Raw genomic sequence first — 23,779 nt, 5'->3', positions numbered from 1 at the left:
GGATCGAAGGCAACTCGGGCTCAGCGCCGGTGGAACACGCCGGCGCGCTTCTCGGCGAACGCGGCGCGGCCCTCGGCGGCATCGTCCGTCGCAAACGTCACCGTCTGCAGGTCGCGTTCGTAACGTATGGCTTCATCCTGCGTCATGTTGTAGGCCGCGCGCAGGTTCGCTTTGGCCGTCTCGGCGGCGATCGGCGGCCGTTCGGCGATCACGGCGGCGAGTCTCTGTGCGCGCGCAACGAGCATCCCCGGCTCCACGAGCTCGCTGACCAGGCCCCACCGCAGCGCAGTGCCGGCGTCGATGGGGTCGCCGGTGAGCAGCATGACCGCGGCGTTCGACGGGCCGATCGAGTGCGCGAGGAACGTCGACATCCCTCCCCCGCCGATCCAGCCCAGCTTGATCTCGGGAGCCGCGAAGCTCGCCGTCGTCGAGGCGAGCCGGATGTCGCAGCTCAGCGCCGTCTCGAGCCCGCCGCCGAACGCGTACCCGTTGATGGCCGCGATCACGGGTTTGCGGGCAGCGCGGATGGCGTCGCAGTAGTCGGTGCGGTTGCGGAAATCCCACGGCGTCGCGTACGCGTCGAGGGTGCGGATGTCCGACCCGGCACTGAACGCCCGCTCGCCTTCGCCGGTGAGGACGATCGCGCGCACCTCGTCGGTGCCGTCCGCCCACTCGATGATCTCGACCAGCGCGGCCGACATCTCCGGGGTGACCGAGTTGAGCTTCGCCGGGCGCGCCAGGGTGACCGTCGCCACGTGGCCGGCGACCTCGAGCCGGATCTCGTCAGTGGGGAGCGTGATCATCGCCCTGTCCTTTCGTAGAGGGTGGTGGTCGGCAGCGCAGCGTAGAGCTCATCGACCAGGTCGAGGCTGGTCGCCGGGTCCGCGCGGCCGAGTACCGCGTCCCGGAGAAGCGCCGACGCCCGTGCCTGGAACGGCACGAAGCCCGGAACGCGCGGGCGCACCCAGGCATCCTCGATCGTCGATCGGGTCCGACGGTAGAAGTCGCCGGATGCCGCGTTCACCCGCGCATCCTCCCACGCGCTGCGCAGGCTCGGCTGCCCTGCGTTGTCGGGGATGAAACCGCTTTGCGTCGCTGGTTCCAGCAGCCGGGCGAGATGGTCGACGAGCGCCGCATCGGGCTCCGAGCGGGTCGTGAGCGCGATGCCCGTTCCGCCGATGGTCGAACCTCGACGGCCTCCCGCGACGGCGGCCGGTGCGTCGCCGAACCGCAGGGCGCGCGCGCCGGAGGCATAGGTCACGTAACCGTAGACGAGGGGGAGGTACGCGATGTCGCCGGCTGCGCGCATCCGCTCGAGAAGAGCGATGGGGTTGAGCGACTCCGTGCCGTCCTGGGCGCGGGCCGCGATGCGCGCGAGCAGATCGATGGCCTCCATCCCCGCAGCCCTCGACACGAACCCTGCGCCGGAGTCGGCGGCCGGCTCCGCGCCGAGCGCGACGCACACCGATGCGATGGTCAGGAAAGCGTGCGGGCCGGCGAGGCTGAGGGCGACCGGCACCTGCGCGCTGAGGTCCACGACCTCCTGCCAGGTGTCCGGCATGGCGGGGATCGATCCGGGAACGGCGACCGAGACCTGGGTCGCGGCATCGAGCGGAAGCGCCCACAGGAGTCCGTCGACGACGTAGGACCGGTGGCTCGGCCCCACGCAGTCCGTGGCGAGGCGGCTCAGGAGCTCCGGATCGAACCAGTCGTCGAGCGGCCGGAGCACGCCGGCGGCGAGCGCGTCACCGAGATGCGGATGGTCGAGCACGATCACGTCGTAGTCGCCGGCCAGCGCGTCGATGGGCGTCGACTCGAAGCCTTCGAGCGGCTGCGCATCCCAGTGGATGAGCGGGCCGCCGTCGTCGGCGACCGCGACGCGCGCGGCCGCTTCGAGGGCGGAACGGCCGCGGGGATGATCCCACGTGAGCCCCCGGAAAGCGGCGGTCATGTGCCGACGGGGGCGGGGGCCGGAGCCTTCGCCGCACCGCTGTCGAGGAGCCCGTCGATCCGCTCGGCGCTCAGCCCGGCCTCGGCGAGCACCTCGCGGGTGTGCTCGCCCACGAGCGGAGCGCCCCGGTACAGGCGCGCCGGCGTGCGCGAGAAGCGGTACGGGAATCCGGGCGTCTTGACGTGGCCTTCGGTCGGATGGTCGTACTCGATGAACGTACCGTTGTGCACGATCTGCGGGTCGTCGACCAGTTCCTGATAGCCGAGCACGGGACCGATCCAGATGCCCGCAGCTCCCAGCGTCTCGATCCAGTAGCCCGCGGGCTTCTCGCGGAGCTTGGCAGCGGTGCGGGCGTGGATCTCATCGCGCCGCGTCCACCCCTCGACCTCGCTGTTCCAGCCGTCGAACGCGGGCTCGCCGATGAGGCGCCCCAGCTCGTGCAGGTCGGCGAACGCGAGGGCGACGAACCCGTCGCTCGTCGCGAAGATGCCGTACGGGGCGCGGATGTAGACGTGGGCGTGCGGCTCCTCCGACCGCTCCTGGGTCTTGCGGCCGACCGTGAACACGCTGAGCTCCTGCATCTGCAGGGTCGTCAGGGCATCGAGCATGTTGACCGTGACGAGCTGCCCCTCGCCCGTGCGCTCACGGTGGAGCAGCGCGGCGAGCACGCCCTCGAACGCTGTGGAGGCTGTCACTGCGTCCGCGAGGTACTGCCCTGCCGGACTCGGCTCGTCGCCGTGGCGCCCCGCCGAGAGCATCGCGCCCGACATCGCCTGGAGCAGCAGGTCCTGGCCGGGCCGGTCGCGGTACGGGCCGTCCTCACCGTAACCGGAGATGGAGACGTAGACGATGCCCGGGTTGATCGCGCGCAACGACTCGTAGTCGACACCGAGCCGGGCCGCCACTCCTGGCCGGTAGTTCTGCAGGAAGACATCGGCGCCGCGCACCAGGTCGCGCAGCGCCTCCTTGCCGTCTGCGGACTTCAGGTCGAGCGCGACCGACCGCTTGTTGCGGTTGAGCGAGAGGAACGAGACGTTGATCTGGTTGCCGGCCGCACCGCCGGCGGCGGCGTGCCGCTGCCATTCGCCGGTCGTCGGTTCCACCTTGATCACGTCGGCGCCGAGATCGCCCAGACGCTGGGCGGCGAACGGTCCCGCCATCGCGATCGAGCAGTCGATCACGCGGTACCCGGCCAGCACCCCCGCCGATTCCGCGGGCGGCGTCGGATCCGTCATGAGTTCCCTTTCATGTCGTGCACGGACACCTCGGCACCCCCGGCCACGGAGGACCGGATCATCGCGTCGATCAGCTCGACGGAGCGCGCGGCGACGCCGGCATCGGAGTTGTTCTCGTCGCTCGCGCCGACGATGAGGTCGATGAACCGGTTGGGCGGCACGATGCACTCGTAGGCGCCGGCGCCGGGCTCGATCTCGAGGTCCCACTTCCTGCCGTCGTACCGGTGCAGGGAGACCCGCTCGCGTTCGGTGTCGACCAGCAGCATCCCTTCGGTTCCGAAGACACGGATGTCCACCTGGTACGGATCGCCGTCCGGAACCGTGGCGGCGCCGGAGAGCGCGCCGATCGCGCCGCCGTCGAACGAGACGACGGCCGCATCGAACAGGTCTACCTTCGCGCCGCCTGTCGAGACCCTCGCGATCACGGACGAACTCCGCAGCCCCGTCAGCCAGAACAGCAGGGCCGACGAGTGCGTCACCTGGCCGTGGGCGTACCCGCCGCCGTGCTCCGGCGACTGCCATGTCGACGGTGCAGGGCCGCTCGTCTTCGAATCCCAGAGGCTGCGGATGTCGTCCGTGTCGCCAGCGAACAGGCCGCGCGTCGGCGAGGCCATGTGGCACAGCACATGCTGGATCTCCCCGAGTTCGCCCGCTTCGACGAGGCGTTTGGCCTCGACCGTGAACGGCTTGTAGTTCCAGCCGTATGGCGCCAGGAAATGGACCCCGGCCGCGTCGACTCGCGCGGCCAGGTCCCAGCCCTCGGCCGCCGAGAGCGTGACGGGCTTCTCGACGAGGACGTGCATCCCACGCTCGATCGCCGCGACGGCCTGGGGGTAGTGCAGGTCGTGCGGGGTGGCGATCACCACCGCGTCGAGGTCGGCGGCGAGGAGTTCGTCGTAATCCGTGGTCGCGAAACCGAAGCCGAACTGGTCGCGAACCGCGCCCAGCTCAGGTCCCATCCCGCACACCCCGACGAGTTCGACATCATCGCGCCCCGCGAAGATCGGGAAGTGATTGCTCGTCGCCCACCAGCCCGCGCCGACGGCGCCCAGCCTCACCCGGTTCATCGCGCATCCAGACGCGACCAGTGCCGCAGGCCGTCGATCAGGTCGGAACGGATGGCGCCGTGCCGTTCCATCCGTTCGAGATTGCCGGTGACCGGGAAGATCGCGTAGTCGAGCGCGTCGGGATCCCACGGCCCGAGCCGATCCCCGGCGGCGCGGATCAGTTCGAGGGTCGTCGCCGGCCGGCCGAACGCGGCGAGTTCGGCCGCGATGACCTCGTCGATGCGTCGCGTGTACGCCTCGCTCTCGCTGAGGAAGCCCTCGACGGCGGCGTCCGAGTAGACCGGATAGTGCGCGGTGAGCAGGAGGGTCGCCTCAAGCGAGCGGAACATCCGGATGCTCTCCACGTAGGGGTCGACGTTCCGGTAGGTCGGCGGGAACGCGGGGCTCCCGTCGGCGAACGGCACGGTGGTGCCGAGGGTCGCGTCGCCGATGACCAGGGTCCGGTTGTCCGGGTCGTGCACCGCGATATGGCCAGGACTGTGGCCCGGCACATGAAGGATCTGCACCCGGCGGTCGCCCAGGTCGACCCACTCGCCGCCGGCGACGACTCGGTCCACGGGAACCAGGTCGGAGACGGAGCGGAGGTACGCGGTCGTCTCAGCGGGGTCGTCGAAGCCGTCCGAGTCGCGGAACTCTCCGTAGCGTCCGTCGATCAGCGCCTGCACGTCCTCGGTGAACGTCCGGTCGAGCTCGTGGACCAGCAATTCGACGCTCGGGATGGCGGCCTTCAGCGCGCCGTTGCCCCCGGTGTGGTCGTAGTCGCAGTGGGTGTTGATCGCCCAGCGAACCGACGAGCGGTCGATGCCGTTCGCGTCCAGGTACGGCAGGAAGGTCCCGGTGATCGAGTCGCGGATGCCGGTGTCGACCAGCAGGGCCCCTTCCGAGCCGGTGAGCAGGTGCAGTGCGACGAAACGGTTCCCGAGGGGGGCGACGATCCGGTGCACCCCGGGGCGCAACTCCATCCTCAGCGCTCCACCCCATCCAGGACCAGGCGCAGCCCCGCTCGTTCCGGGCGCACGTGGGGCCCGGCCGGGTTCGACCAGTCGGCCGTCGTCTCGAGCTCCTCGATCGCCGTGACGTCGACGTCGATGCCGCCGCCGGGGCGGTCCCCCAGCACGATGCCGCCGTCGACGAACTCGTGGTCGACGGAGACCCCCGGCGCGAATTCCAGGCCCTGGACCTCCGTCGTGAGGTGGTTCGGCACTGCGGCCATCGCGCTCGCCACGGCCGGGTTCGCGTTGTAGCCGACGACGCTGACGGGAAGGTCGCGGGATGCGGCGACCGTCGCCAGCCGAAGGATGTGCGTGACCCCCCAGACCGAACCTGCCTGCACGATGTCCGGAGCGCCGGCATCGAAGAGCGGCCGGAACTGGTCGATGCCGGTCAGGTTCTCACCCGTGGCGACCGCTGCGCGCACAGCGTTGCTCAGCCGTGCGTGCCCGACGGCGTCCCAGCGGCGCAGCGGCTCCTCGACCCAGAGCAGGTCGAGCTCCTCCTCCAGCGTCCCGATGTAGCGCACGGCCTGCTTGACCTGCCACGACTCGTTCGCGTCGAGCATGAGCCCCGGCCGCGAGGTGTTCGCGCGGAAGACCTCGTCGATGATCCGCAGCCGCCGCAGGTCCGCATCCGGGTCGAACCCGCCCTTGAGCTTGCCGGCGACGTAGCCGCGATCGGCGAAATCCGTGTAGAAGGCGGCGAGCTGGTCGTCGTCGAGGGCGATGTCGAGCCCCGACGCATAGGCGGGGATGAACTTGTCACGGCCGCCGAGCAGGCGCCACAGCGGCTCCCCCGCCGCCTTCGCCTTGATGTCCCAGAGGGCTGCGTCGATCGTCGCGATGCCACCATAGGTCGCACCGGCGTGACCCGATTTGAAGACCTGGGCGAGCATCCGGTCGAACAGTGCGGAGACCGAGCGGGGGTCCTCACCGTCGATCGCGGGGAAGAGCCGTGCGATGTCCGCGTGCGAGCCCATCCCGACGCCGGTGATCCCCGCGTCGGTCTCCAGCAGCAGGATCGGCACGTCGGTGATCGCATCCACGATGTGGCCGTTGATGTCACCGACCGCCCTGTTCCATTGGTGGCGGGCCGTCAGAGTGCGGTATCCGGTGACCTTCACCTGGTCCTCATCTCCCCAGAAGTATTGGCGTTCATGGTTCCCCCACTCATTCCTTCGTGCCGCCGGCGGTCATGCCCTCGACGAGGAAGCGCTGTGCGAACAGGAAGATCAGCAGGATCGGCGCCACCGACAGGAGGGTCGCGAGCGCCAGGGTCGGCAGCTGGATGACGATGCTCGTCGCCGTCGTCGGGTTGAAGGCCGGCACGTTCGCGAGCAGGTTCGACAACCCGACCTGCACCGGGATCTTCTGGCCGCCGACGACGAGGAACGGAAGGAAGAAGTTGTTCCAGTTGCCGACGAAGTTGAAGAATCCGACGAGCGCTATGACCGGTGTCGCGAGCGGCATCGCCACCTGGGCGAACACGCGCAGCTCGCCCGCGCCGTCGATCCGCGCCGCATTGAGCAGGTCACGTGACACCGCCGTCGAGAAGTAGATGTAGGTCAGGTACACGCCGAACGGGAAGAACGAGAACGGCAGGATGACCGCGAGCGGGCTCCCGATCAGGCGGAACGCGCTCAGCTCGAGGAAGATCGGAAGGACCAGTGCGGTGTTCGGGATGAGCATCACGATCAGCGTGGTCACGAGCAGGAGCCTGCGCCCCTTGAAATCGATGAGGGCCAGCGCATAGCCGGCAGGGATGCTCACCACGAGGGTCAGCACCAGCGCGGCGAACGAGTAGAAGGCGGAATTGCCGAGCCACGTCGTGAAGATGCCGCTGCCGAAGTTGAACAGTTCGTGCCAGTTGGCGGCGAACTGCTGGAACGACCCGAAACTGAGCGGGTTGTCCAGCAGGAGCTGGTCGTTCGTCTTCGTCGGCGCCAGCAGCAGCCAGACGATCGGCAGCACGAAGAACACGGCGAAGACGATGAGCACGACGGCGACGAGGGCGCGACCGATCCACTGCCCGGGGGTCAGGGTGCGCCTGCGGCGCGTAGCGAGGTCAGTCACGGTCGAAGAGCCTTCCGCGGAAGATGAAGATGGTGGACAGGCCGAGCGCCACCACGAGGAGCACCAGCGAGATCGCGGCGGAGCCGGAGAAGTCGTTCTGCCGGAACGCGTAGAGGTACGAGAGCTGGTTCAGCGAGTAGTCCTCGGGAACGACGTTCTTCGTCGCCTGCGAGAGGATCTTCGGTTCGACGAAGAGCTGGGTCCCGGCCGCCAGCGACATGATGCCCATGTAGCTGATCCACTTGGTGAGCATCGGGAGCTGGATGTACCAGGCCGTCTTGATGGCTCCTGCACCGTCGATGCGGGCGGCCTCCATCACATCGCTGCTGATGTTATTGAGCGCGCCGTACATGATCACGATCCACCCGCCGGCTCCGGCCCAGAACGCGATCACGGTGAAGACGACCGGGAGGTTGCCGACACCCACCACGTTGACGAGCGACTGGTAGCCCATCGCCTTCAGAAGCGGGGCGGCCGGACTCACCGTCGGGTCGAGCAGGAACAGCCACAGCAGCACGCTCGATGCGCCCGCGATCGCGCCGGGGATGTAGAAGAGGAACCGGGCCGTGTTCCCGAGCCAGCGCACCCGGATGGCGTGCACGATGAGGGCCAGGAGCACGACGAAGATGATGAGGCTGATCAGCCAGAGCACCACGTAGACCGCGACATGCTCCACGGCCGGGAGGAACCGGTAGTCGTTGAAGACGCGCACGAAGTTGTCGACGCCGGCGAACGAGCCGTTGCGCGTGAACGCGAGATAGATCGCGTACAGCGTCGGCAGGAGCCCGAAGGCGAGGAGCAGGATCGTGTAACCGCTGATGAAGACGAAGCCGAATCGCGCCTGGCCGGCGTTCGCCCGGTGCGGCCGGCGGGCCACCGGCCGGCGCCGCCCCGAGGGGACGACACCGGCCGAGGCGGGTGGAGCTGTGACGGTCACGCTACTTCACCGTGTATCCGTTGACGGTCGCTTCGTTCTCCAGCTCCTTCTGCCAGGCCGGAAGCAGCGACTCGACGGTCTTGCCCGAGGAGATCCCGGGGATCACGATCTTCGCCCACGCCGTCTCCGGGCTCCAGCTGGTCACATTCCAGCCCTTCCAGACCTGGGTCGCCGCATCCGTCATGACCTGCTTGAAGTCGCTGTTCACGAAGTAGTTGTCCTTCGCCTGCTTGTCCAGCCACTTCGAGGCGGCGGAGGTGTACGCGGGGTAGCCGCTGGACGCATCCACCTGGAACTGGTCGGCACTCGTGACGAAGGTGAGGAACTTCTTGACGGCGTCGAGGTTCTTGGAGTGGCTCGATGCGTACCATTCACCACCGCCGACGTTGCCAGCAGCGACGTCACCGCCCTCCCACTTGAGTGCGGGGGCGACGCCCAGCTGGCCGGCCGGCATCTTGAGGCCGCCCTGGAAGATCGCGCCGGTGTACCAGACCGGTCCAGGCACGCCGACCAGCTTGTTCGCGTACTTCGCTGCGAAGTCGGCGGAGAAGAAGCTGTCCTTCACGAGCGTGCCGTTCGCGAGCATCCGGTCGATGATCTTCGAGACGTTCTGCGCGTTCTTGTCCGTGGTGTCGGAGTGGAACTCGTTCGGCTTCGGCGACTGGAAGACCGGGGACTGGGATCCGCCGTAGTAGATGTAGGTCATGAACGAGTCGCCCATGCTGCCGAGGATGTATCCGGGGTGCTCCGCTGCGAGCTTGTCGCCGAGGGCGCCGTATTCCTCCCACGTGGTCGGAACCTTGTAGCCGAACTTGTCGAGGAGGGGCTTGTTGTAGAAGAACACGGTCTGGGCGAGGTCGTTACGCAGCGCGTACGTGGTGCCGCCGATCGTGGCGTAGTCGAGGGAGCCCTTCGCGAACCCGTCGAGGAACTTCTGGTCGAACAGACCCTTGTTGAGCGGGGCGGCGAAGCCCTGGTCACCGCTCGTGGTCTTCTTCGAGGCCCAGATCGCATCGTTCTGCTGGGTGGAGAAGACGACGTCGGGCCAGCCCTCACCAGCCTGGTCCATCAGCTGGATCTTGCTCTGGAACGAGCCGCTTCCGCCGGCCGAGCCGTCGTAGGTCTCGTACTTGATCTTGACGTTCGGGTAGGCCTTCTCGAAGGCGGTGACGGCCGGCTCCCGCGAGGCGTCCACCCAGACCGTGATCTCGCTGTTCTTCACCTGGGTGGCTTCGGTGAACCCGTACTTGCTGTCGCTGGAGGTGCTCGAGCTGGGGCTGCATCCGCTGAGCACGAGGAGGCCCGTGGCGGTGATGGCCGCGACGGAGAGAAGCCTCTTCAGGTTGGCTCGTGAGGACGATTGCTGTGACATATCGAATCCTGTTCTGGTCGGCGTCTATGACGACAATGCACCCACGCGGGGTCAAAAGCGATTACATCATACGTCTCACCTATGATCAAGTAGTTTCATCGTAATTTCCTCCGATAGGTATGACCTCATTCCTAGATAGGCTGTGCGCATGTCCCCAGCGTCACCACCGGCATCCGGCAATGCAGCGGCATTCGTGCCGTCGATCGCCACGCGGGAACGGACTCCGCGACTCGGGGTCACCGTCGTCTCCGAACTCGTCGACGCCATCGTGCGCGGAGACATCGCTCCCGGGTTCTCACTGCCGCCGGAGGCCGTGCTCTGCGAGCAGTTCGCCGTCAGCCGCACGGTGATCCGCGAATCCGTCAAACGCCTCGACGAGAAGGGCCTCGTCACCGTCGCCCAGGGCCGCGGCACGATCGTGCAGCCGCCCGACTCGTGGAACATGCTCGACGCCACCGTGCTGTCCGCCATGGTCGCCAACGACGCCACCCTCGGAGTCCTCGACGATCTGAGTGCCGTGCGCGCCACCCTCGAGGGACTGATCGCGCACGAAGCAGCGCGGGTACGCACCGACGAACAGCTCGCGGAGCTGAGGGACGCACTGCAGCTGATGCGCGAAACGATCGTCGACGAACACGAATTCGGCGAGGCGGACGTCCTCTTCCACTCCGTCGTCGGACGGATGACCGACAACCGTCTCGCGGACAACATCGTGCGCACCCTCTTCCACCAGGCCAGGGTGAGCGCCCGCTACAGCCTGAAGAGCCCGCTCGAGACCACGATGGACGAGCACGTGCGCGTGTTCGAGGCGATCGAGGCGGGGGATCCGGACGCGGCCGAGGCGGCGATGCGATCGCACATCCTGGACGCGTGGGTGCGACGCAGGCCGCCGAGCGCGCGGCACCGGCCGGTCTGACGCCGCGTCAGCGGGTCGGCCAGGAGAAATCCCAGATGAGGACGCCGCGGCCCGCGGGAGGCTCGGGCGCAGGTTCCGCGGCGAGGTACGGCGCGACCTGCCGCTGCCAGCGCTCGTTGACCGGGTCAGCGTCGAGGATCTCGTGCATCCGCCGCTGGTCCTCGGCGACGACTTCGTGCGTGAGCGTCGTCTGGTTGCGGTAGATGCGCCATTCGAGGACGCCGGCGGCGGTCAGGGCTCCCGCGACGTCGGCGGGGATGGCGCGGTGGAACTGCTCGTACGCCTCGCCCATTCCGGGACGGAGGTGGGTCGAGAACTCGAACGTGTCGTGTGCCATGGGCTCCCCTTGGAAAGTCGCGGTGAATGATCGGTAACGTTACCGGACGGTACGTCCGTGTGGGCGGGACGCACCGACTTCGGCCGGCGCGCCCCGCACCGGATCAGCCGAGCCTCAGCTCGACTGCCGCGGTCCCGAACCGCGGAATCCGAACGGACACCCCGCGCCCGCCCACGACATTCGTGGCCGCGCGGCGCGCACCGACCATGCTGGCCCGCCACGCTTCGGCGACCGGCACCCCCGCGGTGACCCCGGCAGCGACCTCCGTCTCGGCGAGCGACTGCAGCCTGACCAGGAGCGTGCCGCGCGAGGTGCGCGTGACGCCGAGCAATCGGATGCGCCGGTCATCCACCTCGAGCAGCGACGCGTCTACGGCGGCTTCGCCCAACGCATCCGCCGCAACACCGAGGAGGGGCCGGACCAGGTCGCGCGCGAGGTCGGCGCTGTCCACACCGGCCGTCTCCGCATCCGACGCCGCGAACCCGCGCACGCGGTAGCGGAACACCGTATCGAAGGCCTGGCCGGACGGGAAGTTCGTGTCCCAGATGTTGTTGTGGATCCACGAGAAGACCGTGCCGGCTTCCGGCGTCTTCAAGGTGCCGGGGAACGGCGCGAACGGCAGCGCGATATCGCCGACCTGGATGAGCGGAGCATCCTGAGTGACGAGCGTCGCCGCCCGGTCGCCGGAGTGCAGCAGCACCCAGTCCCGCACCGCGTGCATGTAGTCCGCGCCGCCAGGCACGGCGGGGATGTCCGTTCCGGCGACCGAGCCGGAGACCTCGAACCGCACCGTCGGCTGCTCGACCGCGAACGGGAAGGCGAAGAAGCCGGACTCCTTGTCGGCCGTGTACGACTTGGCGACCCGGTTCGTGATGTCCACGAAGTCCGCGCCGGCGTCGAGGCGGAGGGTGGTCGCGACCGAGTCGACGCCCACCCCGAACGTGCGGTAGCGGATCCACGAGCCGAGCGCGTCGTCGCCGGCGTCCTCGAAGGCGACGTGCGTCGGGGTCGCCCGGTCGGCGAGCAGGACGAGGTCGGGCCCACTGTCGGCGACGAACCCGGACAGGTGGTTGAACTCGCCCCGCGGCGCGAGCCGGTCGTGCACGTATGCGTTGAACCCGAACGCCGATCCGCCGTTCACGAGTTCGGCGCCCGTCGCGTGGTCGCGGATGGAGGTGATCGCACCGGTGCGCGGATCGACCGCCACGCGGAGGACTCCATTGTCGAGGTGCCAGACCGGGTCGGCGGACCGGGCGAAGGCGATCGTTCCTTCGGGCGTCGCGGTCCGGCCCCTCGCATCCTCGATCACCACGTCGACCCGACGGGACCCGAACGCCGGAACGGATTCGACGCGGATATCGAGGAACCGTCCCGCGTCCCGGTGCACCGGGTTGGTCTGGTTGCGCTCGGCGAACGGGAGTTCTGCGCCCGTCTCGGAGTCGACCAGTCGTATCGACGCCGTGGAGTGCACGAGACTCTCCGGGAGGAACGCAGTCACGACGCCCCCGCGCGCGTGGCCCGCGGTGTTCACGACCCACACGGATGCCGCACCGGCCCCGCCGTTGCGCTCGGCGAACGCGCGCAGCACCTCCTGGGTGAGCAGCCACGACTCCTGCTCGGCGCGGATGGCCTTCTCGGCTTTCCAGTGCCACTGGTCCGTTCCGCTTGAGAACGCGATATCGCCGTGCGTCCACGGGTTCGCAGCACCCCACGTGTGCTCGTCGAACAGCTCGACGCTCTCCCATGCAGCGTCCATCCGCCCGGCGAACCCGGGCACGCTGTCGTCGCCGAGCATGGCGTCGACCGAAGCAGCCTGTGACAGCGCAGCCTGGGCGCCACGGTTCATCTGCAGGTGGCGGGCCGCCGAGCCGACGCCGTCCGCCCACCAATTGTTCCAGTCACCGGTGAAGGTCTGGATCTCGTCGGCGTGGGCTTGCTCCATCTGTTCGAAGAAGTCCTGGGAACGGGTGACGCTGAGCTTCGGGTACTCCCAGCGCTCGTTCCAGGCCTCGACGATCTCGAACAGGCGGCGGTTGGGCGGGCAGTTGTCGCCGACGCGGCCCATCACGCGGAGGTGGAGCTCATTCCACGGATAAGGGTCGCGGTCAAGCGATCGGTCCCCGAGCGCGAACCCGAACACGTTCTCGTCGTACGGGTACGGGAGCGCTTGCTCGTTCATGAGGAAGAGCGGCAGCAGGTCCTCGACGTGGTCGATCGAGTCGGCGAATCCGAGGTTCGCGGCCTCCTGGTAGGCCATGCCCTGCGCCGTTGTCGTCATCCACACGAGCACGCTGTTTCCCGCGGGCGACGCCCACCGGAACAGCCGGGGCAGGTTGGCGCCGTCTCCGAGGTACGGCACGGACCGCCCAGCCCAGTTGTGCGCCACGGAGAGGTACTTGACGCCGGCGTCGCTCAGCGCGTCGACGGTCCCTGCGACGCAGCCGGGCACATCCGTCTGGTAGGCGAGCGGGAAGGTGAGGTTGTATTTCTGCCCGATCTCGCAGGCGTACCGCAGGAGGCCGTGGAGCTCTTCCGTCGAGCAGGTCTCGGTGTGCATGTTGAACGGCAGGGCGGCGATCTCGATCCTGCCGCTGCGTACCTGTGCCATGAACCGGTCGACGGTCGCCGGGCTTCTGCGATCGATCCATTCCCGCAGCACCCAGATGGATTCGACGCTCCACCGGAACGCACTCGGACCGTCGTCCGTGTCGGCCTCGGCGAGTCGAAGGGCGTCGTCGAGGTAGGCGAGCTGCTCGGTGATCACCCGCCCCTGCAGGTCCGTGTAGCCGATGTCGAAGTGGGAGTGGTGCACGAGCGAGACGGACCACGGCCGCACGGACCGCAGCTCGAACGCGATACCGTCGCCGCCGAGCGTGGGGAACGTCGCCCGCACCACGACCGTCTCGTCCTGCGCGGGGAGGAAGAACCGTTCGTCGCCGGCAGCGTCCTCCGCCGTCAGCTCGTGCCGGCTTCCGTCGGGCAGGGTTATCACTGTCCGTGTGAGCGGTACAGCCGAGCGGATGCGGATGGGCTGTTCGAGGCCAGAACCGGAGCGACGCAGAAGCGGTTCCGTCGCGATCTCGATCCGGGTGCCGTCGACCTCGAAGGTGCGGAATGCGAGGTCCCGCATGCCGTTGATCGCGCGGTCGTGGTCGAACGGGAAAGTTCGACGCAGGGACGGCTGGTCTGCCATGAATTCGTCTCCTCAGTGGATTCGTTGGGTTGTTCTTCCGACGCGTCGGAAGCGCCGGGATGGATCGGGAAAAGTCGAAGGTCAGTCGTCGGATGGAGCCGGAGCGTCGGAGGCGAGCGTCCCCCTCACGTATGCCTTCACGGTTGCGAAGCGCTCGCTCGTCGAACCGGATGCGCGGCGAACGACATACGGCCCGACCGCCGCCGGCACGATGAACGTCTCGGCGTAGTGGATGCGGAACGGCTCGAAGGCGCCGGTGACGCTGACGACGTCGACCGCGTCGCCTTCGACCAGGTTCAGCACGTTCACCGTGCCGTTCGTGTCGTGCGCGGCCTCGTCTGTGAACCAGTGCCTCCGCACCTCGATGAACTCGAGCGAATGGAGGCCGGTGCGCTCCTCACGCAGACCCTCCCGCTCGGTGAGGACCTGGACCTGGCCGAGCAGATTGGTCTGGACCCACTGCTCATCGCGGTTCCACTGGATGTTCTTGGCGCCGTGCTCGAGATGCACCGGGCGCGGGATCCCGTCGAGCCCCACGCGCCCCCAGTCCCACAGCTTGAAGGTGAAGATGAACGGTGTCGCCGAGATCTCGAGCACCATCGACTCGGCGCCCGACGCGTGCACAGTTCCGGCCGGGATCGAGAAGTGGTCGTGCTTCTTCGCCGGGATCCGGTTGATGAACCGGTCGGCGTCGAACGGGGACGCCGGGTCGCTCGCGGCCGAGAGGGCGTCCACCATCTCGCCCGGGTCGATCCCCGTTTTCATGCCAAGGTAGACGGCGGCCTCGGGTCCCGCGTCGAGCAGGTAATAAGACTCGTCCTGGGTGTAGTGCATCCCGAAGGTGTTCTGGATGTAGTCGGTGAGCGGGTGCACCTGCAGCGACAGGTTGCCGCCGCCCATGGTGTCGAGGAAGTCGAACCGGATGGGGAACTCGGCTCCGAAACGCGCGAACGTCTTCTCGCCGAGCAGGCCGCGCGGCTGCATCAGCACGAGGTCCATGGCCGGGATTTCGACGACGCGCCCGTCGGCCTCGAGCAGCAGCGAGTTCTCCTCGGGCACGCAGTCGAAACACCAGGCGTAGTTCGTCGCCGAGCGGTCCAGATCGAGGCGGTCCTTCATCCACTGCCCGCCCCACACGCCGGGATCGAAGAACGGGACCACCCGGAACGGGGCGGTGACCGCACTCTCCAGGGCTCCCCGGAACGCGGCGCCCGTGATCATCGTCGCCTTCGTGGTCCCCCGGTTCGTGTCGAGCACGTAGTCGACCCCGTCGAAGATGCTGCGTTTGTGCCGGTCGGCGGTGCGCCATTCGACGAAGAAGCCGCGCTTGTATTTGCGGAGCACATCCTCGCCGTCGTTGGCCGCGTGCCAGTTCGGTGCGCCCGCCCGCAGCCGCCGCTGGATCTCCCACCGCGCGAGATCGGCGAGGACCAGCACGGCCTCGCCCGTCGGCACCAGGGATGCGCCCCACCCGACGAGAATCGTCGGGATGTTCGACGACGACACCACCGCACCGATCGCTTCGAGCGCACCCTCGCGATAGAACTCGTCGAGCCCGAAGTGGCTCATCACCCCGAACACCCGATCATCGGTGAGATTGCGCGCTATCAGGGCATCGAGGTCCTCGGTGGACTTCGCCGCGGTCTCCATGTCGACGACCCGGAAGATCGGCAGCGCCTCCCGGATCTCGCTCACCAGCGCCCGCACATCGACACCCGGGTAGCAGTCGATCTTCACCACCGGCGTACCGCCCAGGGCACGCGCGGTGCGACCGAGTTCGAGCCACGCATCCGTCTCCTCGAGGACGGCCGCGCCGTCCGGCAGGGGGATGGTCGGCTGCTTGTCATAGGCGGAGAACGTCATGCGCTGTCCTTGGTTGCTGCAGGGCTTGCTGCGTGCTGCCCGTGGTCGAGCGTCAGCCTCACGCGGTAGGTCATGTCGTCGTCGAACCACATCCGGAAGTTGGTGCCCCACACGTTGTTGTGGAGGTTCACGTGGAACCCGCCGGCGAGGTCCGGGTGACGGTTGTCGAACTCGAGGATGCGCGGGTCGCCCATCGCGACCACCGGCGAATCGACCGGTTCGATCGTGACGGTCGCCGACTCGTCGTGGTGGCTCAGCACCCCGACGGCGTGCAGGTTGCGGTTGCCGTTGCGCACGACGTTCCGCGGGCTGAGCTCTGTGCCGAGCTTGGACATCCGCCAGCTGGAGGCGTCGGCGACGATCGGGTTGACGGTCAGCCACGTCGCCTCCGGAAGCCGCGCAGCGGTCCTGCCGTGCAGGGTCAGTTGCAGCTCGATCCGCGGATCGTCCCGGTCGAACCGGTAACGCAGGACGATCGTGGAGGGCGCACCGTACTCCGCCGTGGCGTCGGGGGGCAGCGTGAGACGGAACTCCGCGATGTCGACACCGGCCCCGGCGTCGCTACCGAGACTGAACCCTGCCACCCGCGGCGACCGGCGCTTCCGGGACGGAATGGGCTCCGTGCGCTCGAACCCCGGTTTGCCGAAGTCGGGCGCAGCCCACGGCAGGTTGACGTCGAGGTCGCGGCAGTAGCTCTCCAGCCACCCCACGTAGTCGCTCGCACCGAAGGTCTCGTGCCAGAAGGCGCCGATCGGATGCTCGCGGCCGGCCCAGTCGCGACCGGAGGGATCGACCAGCGAGACGATGGCACCGTCGGCGCCGAATCGCGTCGCGAACCGTCCCAGCAGGTGCGTCCCGCCCGGATCCGCGGTCTCCAGGGGGAGAGCCGCGGGGGCGGACTCGAAGCGCGCGAGAGCGTCGCCCGCCTCCTGCCGGAGCGCTGATGGGAGGGCTGCGACAGCGCGCTCGAGGTAGCTGCGCTGCTCCGCCCAGGACGCCTCGTAGCCGGAGTAGGAGAACCCGTCCGCCGGCGGCGTGTCCGACCACTGGCGGAGATATCCGGCTTCGTCGGGGAACAGTCGCGGCTCGATGACGTCCCGCGCGCGTGCCCCGGTGAAGTCGTCGCGCCGGTAGTTGGCGAAATCGGGGAGGAACGACTTGAGGTCCTTCCCCCACGTGTGCTCGGCGATCAGCAGGAGCGGATCGTTGAACCCGTTGTACTCGACTGATCCGCGCACGAGCCGGCCGTCCGCCAGCCAGCCGTGCTGCAACCGGAGAAGCTCGCGGTAGCGCGCAACCTGCAATGGGTCACTGGCCGGCCCGTGGATCCAGGTGTCCCCGATCTCGTCCGTCACCACGGGTAGGCGATCGAAGACGGCGTCCGCGTCTGCCGCGAACGCCTCGAAGGTGGAGGCGCGCACCTGTGCACCCGGGTAGTTCGCGCGTAGGGTCTCGAAGAGTTCGACGACCGCGTCGACATCCTGTGGGCCGTGGTTGTCGTTCGTGTGCGCGATGTACAGCGCACTGTCGCATCCGTCGATCTCGAGCGCGTGGCCGGTCTCCGCCGCACCGTAGTTCGCGTCGTAGTTCACCAGCACGGAGGACCCGTCCGGCGCACGCCAGACGAAAGCGCTCGGCACCTCGGGCAGCGCGGAGGCCGGGTTCACTCCGATGTGCAGGTAGCGGATGCCGTGTCCGGCGAGGAGAGGCACGAGTCCGATGGTGTGACCGGGGACATCGGTCATCTTCGCGGCCTTGGTGGAACGGCCGTACTCCGCGTCGAGCGTCTCGGAGATGGAGATGCCGTAGTCGACGAGTTCCGCATCCATGAGTTCGGTGTGCGTCGAGACGGGCAGCGCATGCCAGGCGATGTCGCCTCGCCGGATCGCCGCATCCAGCGCCGCCGCCTGCTCCGGAGTGCCGTGGTCGAGGGCGTGGCGAATGAGCCACGAACCCGTCGTCCAGATGAAGCCGATGTCCCGGGGATCCGAACGCGCCTCCTGGGCCAGCGCAATGGCCTTCGGGATGAACGTGTCGCGATAGTTCGCGAGCACCTCCGCGCCCATCCCGGTGAAGCCGATGTCGAGGTGCGTCTTGAAGATGACGTGGATCGTCTTCATCACGGGATCAGAGGTTCGCGGTCAGGCCGGTACGGAAGTACCGCTGGAAGACGAAGAAGATGGCGACCGTGGGAACCGATACGACGAGCGCCATGGCCAGCGTCGCCGGCTGGCCGACGATGGACCCTTGTGCCTGCAGCCCGGAGAGGACCGCCATGACGGGCTGCGTCTCCGGGCCTACGGCCAGCGTCACCCCGAGGAACAGCTCATTCCAGATCGCGATGAACTGGAAGACGAAGGCTGCAGCGAGCGCGGGCCGGACGAGCGGCAGGTAGATGCTCCAGAACATCCGCCCCCAACCTGCGCCGTCCAGCTTGGCCGCCTGGGCGAGCTCGTGAGGCAGCGTGCCCATGAAGTTGCGGATCAGGAAGAACCCGAACGGGATGCAGATGGCGACGTAGACGATGATCAGCGTCAGCTGGGTGTTGTAGAGATTCAACGCGATCGAGCCTGAGTACAACGGGAGCGCGATGGCCTGCAGCGGCAGAAGTGTCCCCGAGTAGATGATCCAGAACCACATCTTCGGGCGCTTCACCGGCATCACGACCATCGCGAAAGCTGCGAGCGTCGAGACGAGAACGGCGATCGTCGTGCTCACGCACGCATAGATCAGGCTGTTCATCCCCGCCGAGCCGAAGTCGCCGGCGGTCCAGCCGCGCGCGATGTTGTCGAACAGGGCGAACTCTTTCGGGAACCATTGCGGCTGGCCGGTGTACGACGTGAGCGGAACCATCGCGTTGGCGATCACGAGGTAGGTCGGCACGAGCCAGAGCAGGGAAAGACCGAAGATGAAGATGCCGCGGACCACGTGGCCCGGTCGCAGAGGCTGACGACGGTGTGTGCTCATTACTCGCTCCCGAGTTGACGACGGAGGTACAGCCACGAGGCGACGATCACGATGATGGTCAGGAAGATGGCGATGGCGGAGCCGACGCCCTGGTCGAACATCAGGAACGTCTGGCGGAACATCGAGAGGCCGAGGGTCTCGGATGTGCGCCCCGGCCCGCCCCCGGTGAGGACGTAGACCACGTCGAAGGTGCGAAGGGCGTTGGTGATCGTGAGGCCCACGACGACGGCGGTCACCGCGCGCAGCTGCGGGAAGATGATGTAACGGAACCGGCGCCATCCCTCTGAGCCGTCGAGGGCCGCGGCCTCCAGCGTTTCGCGCGGGATGGTCTGCAGGCCGACCATGAACAGCACGATGTTGACACCTGTGCTCTGCCAGGTCGAGATCAGGATCCCGCTGATCACGTTGTACGGCCACACGAGGAGCCACTGCTGGTCGAGGCCGGCGAGGCCGACCGCGTGGAGGAACTGGGAGAGCGCGCCGCCGCTCTCGAAGATGATGTAGCCGGCGATGCCGACGGCCGTTCCGGACAGCGCATAGGGGATGATGATGGCCATCCGGGCGACCGCTCCGAGACGCATCGAGCTCGTCATCACCGCGATCGCAAGTCCGAGGAGCACGGGAAGCAGCAGGGAGCCCACCACCCACATCAGGGTGTTCACGATCGATCCCAGGAGGGCCGGATCCGTGAACAGGGTCACATAGTTCTGGAGCCCGACGAAGCCGGCCGTGCCGTTTCCGAAGAACGAGCGGATGAACGTCAGCAGCCACGGAACGAGGATGATCGCTGTGACGGTTCCCACGGCGAGGAACGCGAACAGTGCAACGCTGGTCCGGTCTCCCACCCGGGCACGGATGGTCCGTGCGCGGGGCTTTGCAGATGTCTGAGACAAAACGCTTCCTTGGGTTTCGATCACCGATGCGGAGGGTGCGGGGGTGATGCCCGGGCCGGACCCGGGCATCACCCTCTTCACCTACTGGATGCTGGGGTTCGACTCCCAGGCCTTCCAGGCGGTCTCCGCCTGGTTCTGGATGTCGTTCGCGACCTTGTCCGGGTTGTTCCCGCTGACCATGAACGCGTCGAGCGACGAGATGCTGGACTGGACGAGGTTCGGCGGGAACGACTCGTAGTAGCGGCCGAGCGGCGCGCCACCGGAGTCGGCGACCTGCTGGTTGATCGACGTGATCACCGGGTCGGACGACTTGACGGTCGGGTTGACCGCGCGGTCACCCGAGAAGGCCATGTACTCCTTCTGGGCGTCCGCCGTGAGCCACTCGAGGAGCGTCGCCTTGGCAGCCTTGATGTTCTTGCTGTTCTTGCCGACGGCGAGCGAGGTGGCCTCGACGAAGTAGTTCTTGACTCCGGTGGTCGTGGCCGACGGCAGCAGGAACGCGCCGTAGTCGGAGTCGGTCAGACCGGCTGCGACGAACTGGCCGTTGGCCCAGCTGCCCAGGTTGGTGATGGCGATCTTGCCGGACTTCATCAGGCCCGCGCAGTCGGTGCCCTTGGTGTCAGCGGGCGAGAAGTAGCCCTTCTTGGTCCAGTTGCCGATGGTCTCGAGGACCTTCTTGCCTGACGCGTCGTTCCACTTCGCCTTGTTGTCGGTCAGGTCCTGGTAGAACTGCGGATCGATGGCCGATGCGACGCCCTGGTACGGCATGATCGCCGGCCAGCTGTCGCCGAGCGCGGAGCAGATCGGGGTGTAGCCCGCGCTCTTGAGCTTGGCCAGGTCGCCTTCGTAGTCCTGGAAGGTCTTCGGCAGGTCGGTGATGCCGGCCTTGGCGAAGGCGGGCTTGGAGTAGTACTGCACCGAGATGGAGACGCCGAGGGGGATGCCGTACACCTTGCCCTTGAAGGTGTAGTAGGGGCGCAGCGCGTTGTCGAGCGTTCCGGCCTTGACGGCGTCGTCCCAGACATCGCTCAGGTCTTCGACGTTGCCGGTCGCCGCGAGACCCTCGAGCATCTTGCCGCTCCACCACTTGATGAGGTCGGGCGCCTTGTTCGTGGGGAGTGCCTGCAGCACGCCGGCCGTGTAGCTGGTGGTCGTGGGGAAGGAGAGGGGGTTGATGGTGTAACCGGTCTTCTTGGACGTGATGTCGCCCATCTTGACGAAGCCGGCTTTCCAGTCGGGGTTGTCGTTCGCCAGGGTCAGGACTTTGTTCGAGCTTCCCGAACCCGACCCGCTCCCGCCGGCGCAACCGCTCAACATGACCGCGACGACGGCCGCGCCCACGGCCAACGTCATACCAACGCGTGAATTGTGGACTTTCAAGGTTCACCCTTTCGTGTTGACCCCGGCACACTGCTCTGTCTGCCAGGGGGCTCCCGTGGTCAAGCTCACGTAGTCGGGATGCGAAAGCCTCTGCATCGGCCTACTTGTATACTTGTAAGGAAGCAGTCTCATTGTGGTGCAAGATTCACTTGTATGCAAGTCTTCAGTTATATTTGTGTCCAAGATAGCGACAAATTCGCGGGTCGGCAGGTCACCGTTTGGTAACGTTACCGTTCCTCGGGCTCGCCGCGTCCCGCCAGCGATGCACTACGACCGTGACAGGTTGGCCGAGTACAGGAAAAGTGGGCTTCTGCGCGGCGCGAAAGCCCACTTTTCCTGGATTCGACGAGGGCTAGCGTGGGCTGATGGACTCAGCGGAGAGGGATGGCTCGAAATCGTCGGTCGTGACGAGGGCGTGGGCGGCGAACGCGTGGCCGAGCCGCAGTCTCTCGGCTTCGTCGCGGCCGGCGAGAAGGCCGTGCAGGTAGCCGGACGCGAACGCGTCTCCGGCACCGACCGGCTCGATCACCTCGACCACGAGTGCCGGCTCGAAGACCAGTCCATGCTCTGCCGACAGCGACGTCGCGCCCACGTCGCCGTCCTTGACGACGATCGTTGCCGGGCCGGGCAGGAGACGACGGAGCTCGTCCACGGAAGCCACTCCCCAGACCGCCGCCGCTTCGTCCAGCCCGACGAACACGATGTCGGCGGCGTTCGCCAAGGTGGACAGCGTCGCTGCCGCGTCGCGTCCCGTCCAGAGACGGGGACGGTAGTTGACGTCGAAGCTGCGGACCGTCCCGGCACGCGCATCGCGCAGGGCCGATGTGACGAGCTGATGTCCGGTTTCAGAGATCGCTGCCGTGATTCCCGTGAGATGGAGCACGCGGCTCGGAGGCAGCGTCTCGAGGTGGGCCGGGGTCATCCTCGACGCGGCGGAAGCCGCCCGGTAGTAGTAGACCGAGGTGCCGTGCACAGGGTCGTTGTCTTTGAGGTAGATCCCAGTGGGTGCGGCGGCGTCCCTGGTCACGAACGTCGCATCGACACCGGATGCCTCGAGGTCCGCGACGATGCGGTCACCGAGCGGGTCCGCGCCGAGTGCGCCGGCCCAGGCCACCCGGTGACCGAGTTGCGCGAGCGCGCGTGCGACGTTGACCTCAGCGCCCGCCGTGCGCAGCCGGAGGCCGTCGGCGGTCGCCACTCTCTCGCCGGGCCCGGGAGCCAGCACCGCCAGCGCTTCGCCGACGGTGACGACATCGTAGAGCGGTTCCTCGATGTGCATGGTTCAGCGCAACCCTCGCGCAGAGTGGACGACGCTGGCAACCTCTTCAGAAAGGCGCCTGATCTCCTCGAATCGCCCGTTCTTCACGAGCTCACCGGCGGTCAGCCAGCTGCAGCCCACGGCGAAGACATTCGGGCGCTCCAGGTAGAGACCGAGATTCGCGGGGTTCACACCGCCGCTGGGCATGAGACTCATCTCCGGGAACGGTCCGTGCAGCGCGGCGACCATTCCTGGTCCGCCGAGCTGCTCGGCGGGAAAGAGCTTGACGGCGCGCAGGCCGAGGCGATGCGCCTGCAGGAGCTCCGACGGCGTCGCGATGCCGGGAAGCGGGAGCACACCCTGTGTCGCGGCTTCCTCGACGACCTCTGCATCGAAGCCCGGACTGACGATGAAGGCGACGCCGAGCGAGGCGGCTCGACGGGCATCCTCTGCACTCAGCACGGTTCCCGCACCGACGATGAGGTCGGAGCGAGCGGAGAGCCGCTCGATCGCGTCCCACGCCGCGTCCGAGCGCAGCGTGATCTCGATGGCACGCACGCCGCCGTGCACCAGGGCATCCGCGACGAGGTCGACGGTGCTCGCATCCGCGACCGTCGTGACCGACACGATCCCGGCGTCACGAAGGCGCTGAAGTGTTTCATTTCCCATGGTGGCGTTGAGTTTACAGAACGCCGTAGCGGCTGAACGCTTCTGTCGAACTCATTCCCGCATCGATCGCCTTGCGAACGACATTCTCGGCGGAGGCCTTCACCAGCGCGCGCTCGATGACCTCGGCCTCGATCTCGTACGGCACAACGAGCACACCGTCGAGATCGCCCACCAGGAGGTCGCCCGGTCGCACGCAGACGCCGCCGATCTCAACCGGCACGCGATAGTCGTGAACGAGAGCGCGAGCACCCGAGTCCTGCGCGTAGTTTCCACGGCTGAAGACGGGGAAGTCCTGCTTGAGAACCTGCCTCGTGTCGCGGTGGTACCCGTCGACGACGGCTCCGACCGCGCCCCTGGACTGGGCCGTCGCGGTGAGGATCTCACCCCAGAGCGCAGGCGAGGTCTCCACCTGCGAGGCGAGGTAGATCTCGCCGGGCTCGAGCTGGTCGAGTGCTTCGGTGAGGAGGCCGAAGGGTTTGCGCGGCGGCTGGTACACGCCGACGTTCAGGACGGGCATCGCACGGCCGACGAGGAAGTGCTCGCTCTTGAGCGGTGCGATCCCCGCAGGAAGGAACTGGTGGTATCGCCCCAGCTGGTCGAGGACGTCCCCGATGACCGCGGTATAGAGGTGCGTGCGCACGGCCTCGAGAAGAGTGGCCTCTGCTGTCATTGACAC

At 67.6% G+C, this 23,779-nt stretch carries 20 protein-coding genes; 1 reads left to right on the top strand and 19 read right to left on the bottom strand.

The features are described from left to right. Positions 1-20: 20 nt before the first annotated feature. From ACV7NN_RS12255 to ACV7NN_RS12215, 9 genes are read right to left on the bottom strand one after another with little or no spacing between them, the layout of a single operon-like run. A complete protein-coding gene (locus tag ACV7NN_RS12255; RefSeq protein WP_463349851.1) occupies positions 21-803 on the bottom strand; it encodes an enoyl-CoA hydratase/isomerase family protein in 783 nt (260 codons plus the stop codon). Next, the gene (locus ACV7NN_RS12250) at positions 800-1,951 is read right to left on the bottom strand and encodes a type 2 periplasmic-binding domain-containing protein (protein ID WP_463349850.1); all 1,152 of its coding nucleotides are present in this window, start codon (positions 1,949-1,951) and stop codon (positions 800-802) included. The genes ACV7NN_RS12255 and ACV7NN_RS12250 overlap by 4 nt, the downstream gene beginning before the upstream one ends. After that, positions 1,948-3,186 (bottom strand): CaiB/BaiF CoA transferase family protein, encoded by a 1,239-nt coding sequence (locus ACV7NN_RS12245; RefSeq protein WP_463349849.1) that lies wholly within the window; start codon positions 3,184-3,186, stop codon positions 1,948-1,950. Before ACV7NN_RS12245 ends, ACV7NN_RS12250 begins: the two co-directional genes overlap by 4 nt. Beyond that, entirely contained in the window at positions 3,183-4,253 is a 1,071-nt protein-coding gene (locus ACV7NN_RS12240) for a Gfo/Idh/MocA family protein (RefSeq protein WP_463349848.1), read from the bottom strand. Before ACV7NN_RS12240 ends, ACV7NN_RS12245 begins: the two co-directional genes overlap by 4 nt. Further along, a complete protein-coding gene (locus ACV7NN_RS12235; RefSeq protein WP_463349847.1) occupies positions 4,250-5,215 on the bottom strand; it encodes an MBL fold metallo-hydrolase in 966 nt (321 codons plus the stop codon). Before ACV7NN_RS12235 ends, ACV7NN_RS12240 begins: the two co-directional genes overlap by 4 nt. A gap of 2 nt (positions 5,216-5,217) precedes the next feature. Beyond that, the gene (locus tag ACV7NN_RS12230) at positions 5,218-6,369 is read right to left on the bottom strand and encodes a mandelate racemase/muconate lactonizing enzyme family protein (protein WP_463349846.1); all 1,152 of its coding nucleotides are present in this window, start codon (positions 6,367-6,369) and stop codon (positions 5,218-5,220) included. 46 nt (positions 6,370-6,415) lie between these two features. Further along, positions 6,416-7,318 carry a carbohydrate ABC transporter permease gene (locus ACV7NN_RS12225; protein WP_463349845.1) on the bottom strand — a complete coding sequence of 301 codons (903 nt, stop codon included), beginning with the start codon at positions 7,316-7,318 and terminating at the stop codon, positions 6,416-6,418. Further along, on the bottom strand, positions 7,311-8,255 hold the full coding sequence (locus ACV7NN_RS12220; RefSeq protein ID WP_463349844.1) for a carbohydrate ABC transporter permease: 945 nt from the start codon (positions 8,253-8,255) through the stop codon (positions 7,311-7,313). The genes ACV7NN_RS12225 and ACV7NN_RS12220 overlap by 8 nt, the downstream gene beginning before the upstream one ends. A gap of 1 nt (position 8,256) precedes the next feature. Continuing rightward, a complete protein-coding gene (locus tag ACV7NN_RS12215; protein ID WP_463349843.1) occupies positions 8,257-9,627 on the bottom strand; it encodes an ABC transporter substrate-binding protein in 1,371 nt (456 codons plus the stop codon). Between the two features lie 148 nt (positions 9,628-9,775). Here ACV7NN_RS12215 and ACV7NN_RS12210 point away from each other — a divergent pair, with 148 nt between their 5' ends. After that, on the top strand, positions 9,776-10,543 hold the full coding sequence (locus ACV7NN_RS12210) for a FadR/GntR family transcriptional regulator (RefSeq protein ID WP_463349842.1): 768 nt from the start codon (positions 9,776-9,778) through the stop codon (positions 10,541-10,543). A 7-nt stretch (positions 10,544-10,550) separates the two neighbouring features. On the opposite strand, the gene ACV7NN_RS12205 is transcribed toward ACV7NN_RS12210, so the two are convergent. From ACV7NN_RS12205 to ACV7NN_RS12160, 10 genes are all read right to left on the bottom strand, one after another. Beyond that, positions 10,551-10,880 (bottom strand): L-rhamnose mutarotase, encoded by a 330-nt coding sequence (locus tag ACV7NN_RS12205; RefSeq protein ID WP_463349841.1) that lies wholly within the window; start codon positions 10,878-10,880, stop codon positions 10,551-10,553. 103 nt (positions 10,881-10,983) lie between these two features. Beyond that, entirely contained in the window at positions 10,984-14,073 is a 3,090-nt protein-coding gene (locus ACV7NN_RS12200; protein ID WP_463349840.1) for a glycoside hydrolase family 38 N-terminal domain-containing protein, read from the bottom strand. 81 nt (positions 14,074-14,154) lie between these two features. After that, complete coding sequence (locus ACV7NN_RS12195) at positions 14,155-15,936, bottom strand: class I mannose-6-phosphate isomerase (RefSeq protein ID WP_463349839.1); 1,782 nt, start codon at positions 15,934-15,936, stop codon at positions 14,155-14,157. After that, positions 15,933-18,056 (bottom strand): DUF5054 domain-containing protein, encoded by a 2,124-nt coding sequence (locus tag ACV7NN_RS12190; protein ID WP_463349838.1) that lies wholly within the window; start codon positions 18,054-18,056, stop codon positions 15,933-15,935. The genes ACV7NN_RS12195 and ACV7NN_RS12190 overlap by 4 nt, the downstream gene beginning before the upstream one ends. 7 nt (positions 18,057-18,063) lie before the next feature. Next, on the bottom strand, positions 18,064-18,903 hold the full coding sequence (locus tag ACV7NN_RS12185; RefSeq protein ID WP_463349837.1) for a carbohydrate ABC transporter permease: 840 nt from the start codon (positions 18,901-18,903) through the stop codon (positions 18,064-18,066). Beyond that, the gene (locus ACV7NN_RS12180; RefSeq protein ID WP_463349836.1) at positions 18,903-19,796 is read right to left on the bottom strand and encodes a carbohydrate ABC transporter permease; all 894 of its coding nucleotides are present in this window, start codon (positions 19,794-19,796) and stop codon (positions 18,903-18,905) included. Before ACV7NN_RS12180 ends, ACV7NN_RS12185 begins: the two co-directional genes overlap by 1 nt. 81 nt (positions 19,797-19,877) lie before the next feature. Next, entirely contained in the window at positions 19,878-21,149 is a 1,272-nt protein-coding gene (locus tag ACV7NN_RS12175; RefSeq protein ID WP_463349835.1) for an ABC transporter substrate-binding protein, read from the bottom strand. 379 nt (positions 21,150-21,528) lie between these two features. Continuing rightward, positions 21,529-22,455, bottom strand: a complete 927-nt coding sequence (locus ACV7NN_RS12170; RefSeq protein WP_463349834.1) for a sugar kinase — start codon at positions 22,453-22,455, stop codon at positions 21,529-21,531. A 3-nt stretch (positions 22,456-22,458) separates the two neighbouring features. After that, the gene (locus ACV7NN_RS12165) at positions 22,459-23,103 is read right to left on the bottom strand and encodes a bifunctional 4-hydroxy-2-oxoglutarate aldolase/2-dehydro-3-deoxy-phosphogluconate aldolase (RefSeq protein WP_463349833.1); all 645 of its coding nucleotides are present in this window, start codon (positions 23,101-23,103) and stop codon (positions 22,459-22,461) included. Between the two features lie 13 nt (positions 23,104-23,116). Beyond that, the gene (locus ACV7NN_RS12160) at positions 23,117-23,773 is read right to left on the bottom strand and encodes an RraA family protein (RefSeq protein ID WP_463351287.1); all 657 of its coding nucleotides are present in this window, start codon (positions 23,771-23,773) and stop codon (positions 23,117-23,119) included. Positions 23,774-23,779 lie beyond the last annotated feature (6 nt).

It is taken from the genome of Leifsonia sp. Ger2509, from assembly GCF_055231915.1.
Note: the sequence above shows the minus strand (reverse complement) of the source record. Positions and strands in the feature narration are given on the sequence as shown.

Coding starts and splice junctions, on each gene's coding strand:
- ACV7NN_RS12255 (WP_463349851.1), bottom strand. CDS start 803: ATGATCACGCTCCCCACTGACGAGATCCGGCTCGAGGTCGCCGGCCAC.
- ACV7NN_RS12250 (WP_463349850.1), bottom strand. CDS start 1,951: ATGACCGCCGCTTTCCGGGGGCTCACGTGGGATCATCCCCGCGGCCGT.
- ACV7NN_RS12245 (WP_463349849.1), bottom strand. CDS start 3,186: ATGACGGATCCGACGCCGCCCGCGGAATCGGCGGGGGTGCTGGCCGGG.
- ACV7NN_RS12240 (WP_463349848.1), bottom strand. CDS start 4,253: ATGAACCGGGTGAGGCTGGGCGCCGTCGGCGCGGGCTGGTGGGCGACG.
- ACV7NN_RS12235 (WP_463349847.1), bottom strand. CDS start 5,215: ATGGAGTTGCGCCCCGGGGTGCACCGGATCGTCGCCCCCCTCGGGAAC.
- ACV7NN_RS12215 (WP_463349843.1), bottom strand. CDS start 9,627: ATGTCACAGCAATCGTCCTCACGAGCCAACCTGAAGAGGCTTCTCTCC.
- ACV7NN_RS12210 (WP_463349842.1), top strand. CDS start 9,776: ATGTCCCCAGCGTCACCACCGGCATCCGGCAATGCAGCGGCATTCGTG.
- ACV7NN_RS12205 (WP_463349841.1), bottom strand. CDS start 10,880: ATGGCACACGACACGTTCGAGTTCTCGACCCACCTCCGTCCCGGAATG.
- ACV7NN_RS12200 (WP_463349840.1), bottom strand. CDS start 14,073: ATGGCAGACCAGCCGTCCCTGCGTCGAACTTTCCCGTTCGACCACGAC.
- ACV7NN_RS12195 (WP_463349839.1), bottom strand. CDS start 15,936: ATGACGTTCTCCGCCTATGACAAGCAGCCGACCATCCCCCTGCCGGAC.
- ACV7NN_RS12190 (WP_463349838.1), bottom strand. CDS start 18,056: ATGAAGACGATCCACGTCATCTTCAAGACGCACCTCGACATCGGCTTC.
- ACV7NN_RS12185 (WP_463349837.1), bottom strand. CDS start 18,903: ATGAGCACACACCGTCGTCAGCCTCTGCGACCGGGCCACGTGGTCCGC.
- ACV7NN_RS12175 (WP_463349835.1), bottom strand. CDS start 21,149: ATGACGTTGGCCGTGGGCGCGGCCGTCGTCGCGGTCATGTTGAGCGGT.
- ACV7NN_RS12170 (WP_463349834.1), bottom strand. CDS start 22,455: ATGCACATCGAGGAACCGCTCTACGATGTCGTCACCGTCGGCGAAGCG.
- ACV7NN_RS12165 (WP_463349833.1), bottom strand. CDS start 23,103: ATGGGAAATGAAACACTTCAGCGCCTTCGTGACGCCGGGATCGTGTCG.
- ACV7NN_RS12160 (WP_463351287.1), bottom strand. CDS start 23,773: ATGACAGCAGAGGCCACTCTTCTCGAGGCCGTGCGCACGCACCTCTAT.